At 36.0% G+C, this 9,084-nt stretch carries 7 protein-coding genes; 1 reads left to right on the plus strand and 6 read right to left on the minus strand.

Features of this window, described 5'->3' with window-relative positions; all coding sequences use genetic code 11:
• Position 1 precedes the first annotated feature (1 nt).
• The 5 genes from GA0116959_RS09265 to GA0116959_RS09285 form a co-directional block, all read right to left on the minus strand.
• Positions 2–2,695 carry a DUF7619 domain-containing protein gene (locus tag GA0116959_RS09265; RefSeq protein WP_092720454.1) on the minus strand — a complete coding sequence of 898 codons (2,694 nt, stop codon included), beginning with the start codon at positions 2,693–2,695 and terminating at the stop codon, positions 2–4.
• 40 nt (positions 2,696–2,735) lie between these two features.
• Positions 2,736–3,209, minus strand: a complete 474-nt coding sequence (locus tag GA0116959_RS09270) for a hypothetical protein (RefSeq protein WP_244878586.1) — start codon at positions 3,207–3,209, stop codon at positions 2,736–2,738.
• Between the two features lie 1,332 nt (positions 3,210–4,541).
• Complete coding sequence (gene zupT / locus GA0116959_RS09275; protein WP_092720455.1) at positions 4,542–5,351, minus strand: zinc transporter ZupT; 810 nt, start codon at positions 5,349–5,351, stop codon at positions 4,542–4,544.
• A 98-nt stretch (positions 5,352–5,449) separates the two neighbouring features.
• Complete coding sequence (locus GA0116959_RS09280) at positions 5,450–5,593, minus strand: methionine/alanine import family NSS transporter small subunit (protein ID WP_005012345.1); 144 nt, start codon at positions 5,591–5,593, stop codon at positions 5,450–5,452.
• A gap of 11 nt (positions 5,594–5,604) precedes the next feature.
• Complete coding sequence (locus GA0116959_RS09285) at positions 5,605–7,083, minus strand: sodium-dependent transporter (RefSeq protein WP_092720457.1); 1,479 nt, start codon at positions 7,081–7,083, stop codon at positions 5,605–5,607.
• Between the two features lie 515 nt (positions 7,084–7,598).
• On the opposite strand from GA0116959_RS09285, the gene GA0116959_RS09290 reads away from it, so the two are divergent.
• Positions 7,599–8,291, plus strand: coding sequence for a TIGR04219 family outer membrane beta-barrel protein (locus tag GA0116959_RS09290; RefSeq protein WP_092720459.1), 693 nt, complete (start codon positions 7,599–7,601; stop codon positions 8,289–8,291).
• A gap of 221 nt (positions 8,292–8,512) precedes the next feature.
• Here GA0116959_RS09290 and GA0116959_RS09295 read toward each other — a convergent pair whose 3' ends face one another.
• On the minus strand, positions 8,513–8,836 hold the full coding sequence (locus GA0116959_RS09295) for an ankyrin repeat domain-containing protein (RefSeq protein WP_092720461.1): 324 nt from the start codon (positions 8,834–8,836) through the stop codon (positions 8,513–8,515).
• Positions 8,837–9,084: the final 248 nt, after the last annotated feature.

Below are 9,084 nucleotides of genomic sequence, written 5' to 3' on the forward strand. Positions count from 1 at the left end.
ATTAATTATCAACTTTCACAGCAAACTCTAAAGTTGCTGATGTTGCTGGAGTCAAGGTATTAACGGTATAACTTACCTGACCATTTGTTTGTGTTGCAGCAGCAGGTTTCAAAGAACCTGAATACAATTGAGTGTAACTTGGTACCATATCGGCAATCACAACATTGGTTGCATTCGCATTACCATCATTGGTTGCTACAATTTTGTAGTACACACATTGTCCAGGTTTTGCCTGTAAATCAGTAGTGCCATAAACCGTTGGAACCGTTGCACACTCTGCTACAGCCTGAGTTTTTACCAAACGAACTTGACCCAAATTGATCACAGTACGGTCAGTAACGATTATATCAGCAGGCTTATTAGTACCAGTTGGCTTAAAGGTCACAATGGTTGTATCCGACTCACCCGCAGTCGCAGTCGCAGGAGCTTCGACTTTAACCAAGATAGTCACTGATTCATTTTGTGATAAACCTGCACCATTGGTTTGTGCCAATAAAGCGGTTAAAGAAGCATTTCGTGCTGCTACAGTTGCGCCAGTCACCAATTCATTAGCATCAATCGTACCGTTTTTATTGAGATCAACATAAACTGAAGTATTCATGCCCAGTAACGTAGAAGACCAATTAATTTCAATTGGATACTTTGTCTCACCTTCAAGTACATTACCTGTATTGGTTAAGGTATGGCTGTATACCAAAGTACCACCTGGTGCAACCTGACCTTGACGATCTGGACTGAAGGTTAACTGGCGTTGTTCTGCAACTTTCACATTAAAGGTAATATCATCATTCGTCCCTGTAGCAGGTGAAGAAATTTCGACTTTAATATCTTTTCCAGTCACTGTATCTGCAGGCGTTCCAGCAGGTGGAGTCACAATTAAACAGAAACTTTTTGCAGCCCCATTCGCAACATTTCCAGAGTTTGTAACTTTGGTTGCTGTACAGTTACCACTCACGTCCTTTTCATAGACTTCTGCGATCCAGCCAGTCGGAATATTAGGAACAGTAATGATATAGTTATCTGGAATATTGCCAGTATTTTTGATTGTAATATCGAAAGTAGTTGGGGTTGCTGGCGGAGTAGTTGCACTACTTACCGGTGTAGATGTACCAGCACCTATACCAAGATCTGCAGTTGGGGTTTTGCTCACCAAATCCACGGCATTGGCGAGTAAACTTGAAACAACTAAAGTGAGCCTATCCGTTCCTTTGTTCGCATCAGAAGTGCTGGTTAAAATAATTTGATTATTACTAACCACTGCACCATTCTGGAAAGTCACGCGAACGATATACTTTTCGTATGCACCAGCTGCAATCGGACCAGTATTATTTGAAGTTACAGGAGTTTTACCATCAACTTTTAGTATTTCAACAATACTTCCTGCTGGTAAATTGGTTTTATCTACAGATAAGGTATAAGAGTCGGTTGTATTACCACGGTTATGTACAACAATCATGTCCCCTTCAGTTGCACTATCACCAAATACAACTGGTACACCTTGCTTACCTGCTAAAGTTATACGGTCATCAATAGGTGCACCAGGAATTGTTCCATCTTTAAAACTATTTAATACAGAGTCATTGATTGAACCATCATATTTTCCGGTCACAGTTACAATCGATGGATTCGATGGAACAGTAGTCGGATCAATAGGTGCTGTATCAGGAACATCCGTAATAATTAATGGAATATTTGGACCACCTGAAGGTCCAGTTTTACCATCAGGATCAACATACGCTGTATTTTTAATATCGCCAGCACTTGTTGTATCTAACACTTTAACTTTAAAAGTCAACTTGCCCGAGGTATTTGCAGCAACACTATCAATGTTAAAAAGGAATTTATTTCCACTGACTTCAAATTTATCTGCAACATCTTTTGCATCAGTTAAAGCGACAGAACTACCATTATAACGTGCAGAACCAGCAACAAATTGAACAGTAGCTGGTAATACGTCAAAGATTGCAACATTGGTTGCTGAAGCATTACCCGTATTTTTGAAGGTTAAAGTATATTCAACTTCTTGACCTGCTTGAGTCACGCTTACACTTGCGGCTTTGGTAATTTGCATCACCGCACCCGTTGTAATAGTCGTAGTGTCAATATTTGTTTTAGTTAAAGCTGACGCATCATATAATGTTGTAGATTGTGCAGTAGCAGATACTTGCAGCTTATCTAACTGGTTGGCTACTGCAGTACTAGGTGTCGTTGCTACTACAACCAAACCAACAGATTCACCCGCAGCCAGTTCAATTCGATCCGATGTCGTTAAAGCAATTTTACTGTCAGCAACGCCATCTTTATTGCGGTCAATATAAATTGCAAACTTACCATTTTCAAAATCAAATGTTGTCGTTGCATCATCTACATCACTAAGTGTAATGGCAAATTTATCTGTACCATTACCTGTATTGGTTAAAATATGTGAGAAAGTGACTTGTCCATTTGGCGTAGTCTGTGCACTACGGTTGGCTTCAAGTGTAAAACTACCCACTTGTGCAACCAGAGTTTTGACTTCATTCGACGTAACAACACGCTCAGTACCAGTATTATCAGTATAAGATGCAGTAGCAACGTTACTAATATTAGTACCCGCTAAAGGTACAGCAGCCATTATCTGACCACTGAATAGCGATACCCCACCAATTACTGCAAGTGATGCAGCAACTTTACTTAATTGAAAATTATTTTTCATAAAAAACCCACGAGAAGCCTATTAAAGACTATTTAAAAAATTATTCAGGAGCGTTAACACGAACTTGAGCTGAAACCACAGTTTTTTGTTTTGGGTTTAGCTCCACCACATTCCACTGTAGAGCTCGATACTCACGTAGCGGAATATTGATCTTTTTTCCATTTTCAATACGAGTTAATGGTGCTTTAGCAAAGTTCTTACCATCTACAGAAGCATAAACATCCTTTGGTAAACTTTGTCCGATGTAAGTGACATGCTCTGGAAGAGGCAAATTTAATTTCAAATTTTTTAAAGTATTAACAGATACATTTGAATATTCCACTTTGTATTCGAGTAATGTATTTGGTTTAATTTGATCGGTTGCTTTTAATTCTTTTTTCTGTTTTAGCTCTATCTGAAACACTTTCATTTGGGCATTTAAAGGTTGAGTGTTTGCATAAGTACTATTCGCTAAAGTAAATGCAGAAATAGAAAGAAAAACTAAACAAAGGCTTTTTTGATATTGAATAATCATAAGTTTTGACTTACTTTTGTACTAATTAAATACATTTTGACAACAAAAAAAGAAAAAAACAATCAAAAATGATCAAAAATAGCCTTTACTTTTGTAATTTATTCATTATCAATAAAATGCATAATGGTTTAAAAAAATTGCATATAAATTAAATAACGAGACAAGCATCACATATCGATAGAAACAAATGATTTTTAACAACTTTTTTTATAAAAATAATAGTATGGAAAAAATCAATTTTTTCTATCATATTTTTCTGTGTTCTAAAAAATATGTATTCGATCACAGTTTTATTGAAAAACACCATCTAGATTTTATATTTTTAAAAAAATATTTTAAGTTTTGACAAAAAAATAATAATTATTCATTAATAAGTTTAATTTAACAATTAGAGAGTGTTTATAGTAGTTTTACGAGGGTAAAATTAAAGATATGGGCGAGTATATGCCCTTATTTGATGTGCATTTTTTATTGTTCTCATCAATTCAATTTAAACATCTTAGTTTTCGGATATTCTACGTGAAGTGATAACAGATTAAATTTGGATACAGATCCAATAAAGCATGCAATTTTATGACTGCTATCATTCACGACGTAACAAAACAAAATATTATGGAAGCTATTTTGTGGAAAGTTCTGATAGGCACATCTTAGCGTGGTATTCCTGAGGACCTTTACTCAGGGTAGCCGGCCTACGATCGTTTTAATTTTGAAAAAGTAAAAGACTATTAAAGAGTTTTTAAACTATGAAACTTCTTATAGAAAGAATAGAGCTTCATTGACGGAAGCTACATTCATGCGCACCAGCATAAGTGGAACTCGGTATGCTAAAGATATGCAATTGGAAAATCAAAAGGAGACAAGGTCTAGGATAATCAAGTTATAAGTCCGTTGGCTGAGTTAGTCGGGAAGCAGATTATCTGAACGGATAAAGGCTATCATTCAAAAGGGGCCGTGTTGCTGGGAGTAATAAGATGATTGTTATGATTCAATGAAGATTAAAACAGCAGAAAACAAAACATAGTTCTTGATCACTAACTTTCTCGCTTAAAGCATTTTCGTGTTATTACCATTCGTTTTGAAAAGTTAGCTCGAAATTACAATTTCATGTTGTTATTGTTTTACTTATTTATTTGATGCAAAACCAGATAAGAACATGAGCTCAAGGAATAGAATTTTTTACTTGTGGTAACAAAGTAAAGTTGGTTTAGCAATTTAGTTTCTTACTATTTGTTGAACAGGAAATATCAATAAGTGCTATCAAAATTAGCAGCATTTATTAATTGTAAAAAGAATTAGCATTTTTTAAATAAAAGCTCATTAATTTATATCTTAAATAACCAACTTAAAAATCACTAAACTTAAAGCTAAAGACGCCATTCCAACCACTAATCCATAGACTGTTTCATGCCCTTGAGCATAACGTTTTGCCGTTGGCAATAATTCATCTAAAGCCAAAAATACCATCACGCCGCCAATGATGCCAAATACAGCGCCATAAATACTAAAATTCATAAATGGCGCCAAGATAAAATAGCCAAGCGCTGCACCGAATGGCTCAGCTAAAGCAGAAATGAAACTAGCACCCAAAGCTAAATCTTTACGTCCAGTCGCCATGTATACAGGTAAAGCGATAGCAATACCTTCAGGAATATTATGAATAGCAATCGCGATAGCCAAAGGCGCACCTAAAGTCGGACTTTCTAGCGTGGCAAAAAATGTCGCCAAGCCTTCAGGTAAATTATGAGCAGTAATCGCAAACAGCGTCATTAAAGCAGTGCGCTTTAATTGCTGTTTTTCAATTTTAGCAGCATGTTTCGGTTCAAGTGTTTGATGTGGATTAGGAATCAAACGATCCAATAACAACACCAAAATCATTCCAAGTAAAAAAGCAAAAGTACCCAAAGCAAAACCATATTTGGGTTCAAAAGCTTGACTGAATGAAGCAATCGATTTATTCAGAATTTCAGTCAATGAAATATAGATCATTGCACCAGCCGCGAAAGCCAAGCCGAAAGACAATACACGATAACTCGGCTGTTTAAAAAATAGAACCAATGCACCCCCAATTACGGTAGACAATCCAGCAAGGAAGGTCACTGCAAATGCAATCAAAACCTGATGGGATAAAATGATCTGCATAGACATGCCCCATTTTAAAAACAAGAAAGTCATTATCATAAATGATAATGACTTTCATTTGCATATTTTATTAGAACGACCGAGATCGTTTTTTCGATTTACAGCGTATGCTGATCTTTTACATCTTCTAACACATCATCCAATTCTTCTGGGTTTTTCATTAAATGTAGAATAGATAAAGCCAATCCACCCCACAAAAACACCATCGAGATCACCATCATTACGATTGCAGAAGTATTCATCTTTTTCTCTCCTAGCGGTCTTTAACACGAGATAAAATAAAGGCCACTACTGCACAGAACATCACACAGCCCCAACCAAATAACCACTGTAGACTTAAACTATAATCGCCATAACCTTTTAATAATAAGTTATAAATGGTCATGCCCAAAGTAATCAATAAAATCAACGATGTAATAACGGTTAGAGTGAAATCCCAACCTTTGCCCAATTGCACCGTTGAAATAGCATTGACATGATTTCTAATTTCAATCAGTGCTGAACGCTTAAACCACGCAATACTAATAATTGAAAGCAAGGCGCCGCCGATAATCCCGATGTTATTAATGAAATGGTCAATAATATCGACCAATTTAATCGAGTTAACACTGGAAAAGAGTACGATTGACACCAAAGCACTACCACCACCGATAATTGAAACAGCTTTTTTACGGCTCCACTTCAGTTTATCCATCATGGCAGAAATTGGAACTTCCAAAATACTGACCATGGATGAAATACCGGCAACAAACAAGGAGGTAAAGAACAAGATACCGAATAAATCTGCTCCTGCACCCAAGCTCGAAATAATTTTAGGAAAGGCAATAAAGGCCAAGCCAATACCGCCACTCACAACATCTTCAACATTAGTATTCGCAGCATAAGCCATAAAGCCCAGTGCAGCAAAAATACCAATACCCGCTAAAATTTCAGTTGATGCATTGGCAAAACCGACAATTAAGCCTGAACCGGTTAAATTGGTTTTGGGTTTTAAATAAGAAGCATAAGTCACCATAATCCCGAAGCCCACTGAAAGCGAGAAAAAGGTATGCCCATAAGCTGCCAACCACACTTTATAGTTCATCATGGCGGACCAGTTTGGCGTAAAGAAGGCATTTAAACCTTGTACCGCACCAGGTAAGCGAAGTGCCTGAATCACCAAAAGAATAAATAAAACAAACAACAACGGCATGAATATCTTATTGGAAAGCTCGACCCCTTTTTTCACACCACCATACAAAATAATTAAAGTCAGTGCCCAAATACCCGCCAGTGGCCAAAAAATATGGCTGACAAATTTTGGATCAAAACCTGATGCTTCTGAGGTTTGTAAATAAGTTTTAAAGAAGAATGCTTCTGGATCACTGCCCCACATTTGACCTATTGAGAAGTACACATAGCTTCCCGCCCAAGTCAAAACGCTGGCATAGTACAATCCAATGATAATACACACGCATACCTGCCACCATCCAAGTGTTTCACCACCTTTGAAAATGGCACGGTAGGCTTTAGGTGGAGAACGATTACTTTTATGGCCTACTGCATAATCTAAAAATAAAAGCGGTAATCCTGCAGTAATTAAAGCAATCAAATACGGAATTAAAAATGCCCCACCACCATTTTCATAGGCGACATAAGGAAAGCGCCAAATATTACCTAAACCAACTGCAGACCCAATCGCGGCAATAATAAAACCCGATCGTGACGTCCAGTTCTCACGAGAATCTGTCATAAAATACCTAAACCTTCGGTTTTTTTCTTGCCGCTTGTTATTGATTATGTCGCGAGCAAAAAAATTCCCATTCAAAAATTAATCTTGTTATGTCTGAAGTTTAGCTTTAGCCTTTTGAGCATGATTTTCTAAATTACAAACAGGTTATCATCACAAAATCTTGCTTAAAGCCTTTTATGAGTTTTACCTTTTAATAGTTGAACAATACCCACTTTTCGGGCTTTTATCTGTAATTTTTGCGGAAATTCTTCGCTTTTCTACGGCTAATGATCTGATTTGATCAAAATGTGACGCTTCAAGCACCTTAATTAAATAATCATGATTTATAAATATGAATAATCAAGTTTTATTGGATTTAAAATAAGCCATGACTGTAGATAAAAATAATCCCATTTATCTCTGTTGTGTAGCCCCATAGACTCAAAATTTCGATATGATGGCCTCAAAATTGAGTGCTCTCACATGTACTCAAATAAATCGAACAACTAAAACGTCACTACTTAGGTTAAGGACTTATGAAATTATTAAAAATGACATTACTCACCACAGCTTTGGGACTAAGTACTGTGGCGCAAGCAGATTTTATTGGCTTAAAAGGCGATATCAGTTATTGGATTACTGATGGTAACGTAGATATTACCCAACCTTATGAAGTACACGATAAACTTGACCGTGATGGCGCAGTTCAACTTTCTGTAGCATTTGAACATCCTGTTCCTTTCCTACCCAATGCCAAAATTAAATATGTCGATTTAGACAGTGCTACGCAGAATCAACTTTACAATACTGATGCCTCATTAAAAAATACCGATTACATTTTATATTACGAAATTTTGGACAATATCATCAGTATTGATTTGGGTCTCGGTCTCGCAAACTTGGACGGAGACGTGAAACAATACAACTCTCTGGATGAAATTAAATATACCATTGATGGAAATGGGGTAATCGGCTACGTTAATGTGGGCGCTAAATTACCATTCACAGGTTTAAGTGCTTCAACTGAGGCGATCTATAGCAGTTTCTCTGACGGAAAATTTACCGATCTTCAAGCCGAATTTCAATATGATTTTATCAATAACATTGCTTTGGATATCGGGGCTAAAGTGGGTTATCGTTATATGAAAGTAGACTTTGATCAATTAAAAGATCAAGATTTAAAAATCGAATTTAAAGGACCATATATAGGTTTGAATGCGCATTTTTAAAAGACAATATTTTTAATTTATTTTTTGTAAGAAACCACTTACCTGAAAAGTGAATATTTACTTATATCAGCCTCTAACTAAATTTTATATTTATCAGGAAAACAGGAATTTCTAGAACACTAAAAAATAAGTTTGAACATCAGAATGTGAAATTCGCTAGGATTCAACTCTAAGCTGCATCTATAGAATAGCCCAATCAGGATGATTGGGCTATTCTAATTTTACTTCATACCTTGTAAGCTTTTTAAATACATCACAATTTCTTCATTCCCTGCCATTTCAGCCAGTTCTAAAGCGTTATAAGTCCCTCGATAAGCAATATCTACCCCCTTACTGACCAATAACTTCACCACATCTATGTGATTATTTTCAGCTGCGGCCTGTAATGCACTATATCCTTCTTCATCCGTTTGATTTGGATTAATTCCTTGCAAAAGTAACTCTTCGAGCTGTTCTAAATCACCTAAAGATGACCAATACACCAACTCAGGAAGATGTAATTCATCATTATCTTCAGGCATGGGGGAAAATGAGTTAAGTTTCATAATATATATCCTGTAAATTATTTTTTAACTAATGGGCTCTATCTTGCCATAAGTTCTTTCTGTGAGCGTCCTAAAATAATTGATTGTTTTTTAATTAGATAAAAGGATTATTTTTTAAAGTAATGAATTTCAATGATTAAATTATTAATAAATCTGGCTGTTTTTATTGGTAACCAAATTGAATGCGGGTATTTTTTAAATTTATTTATTTCACTTTCCAGCTTTTTAAATTATGTATAGAAAAACCC

This window comes from Acinetobacter albensis (assembly GCF_900095025.1).
Classification (GTDB): Bacteria; Pseudomonadota; Gammaproteobacteria; order Pseudomonadales; family Moraxellaceae; genus Acinetobacter; species Acinetobacter albensis.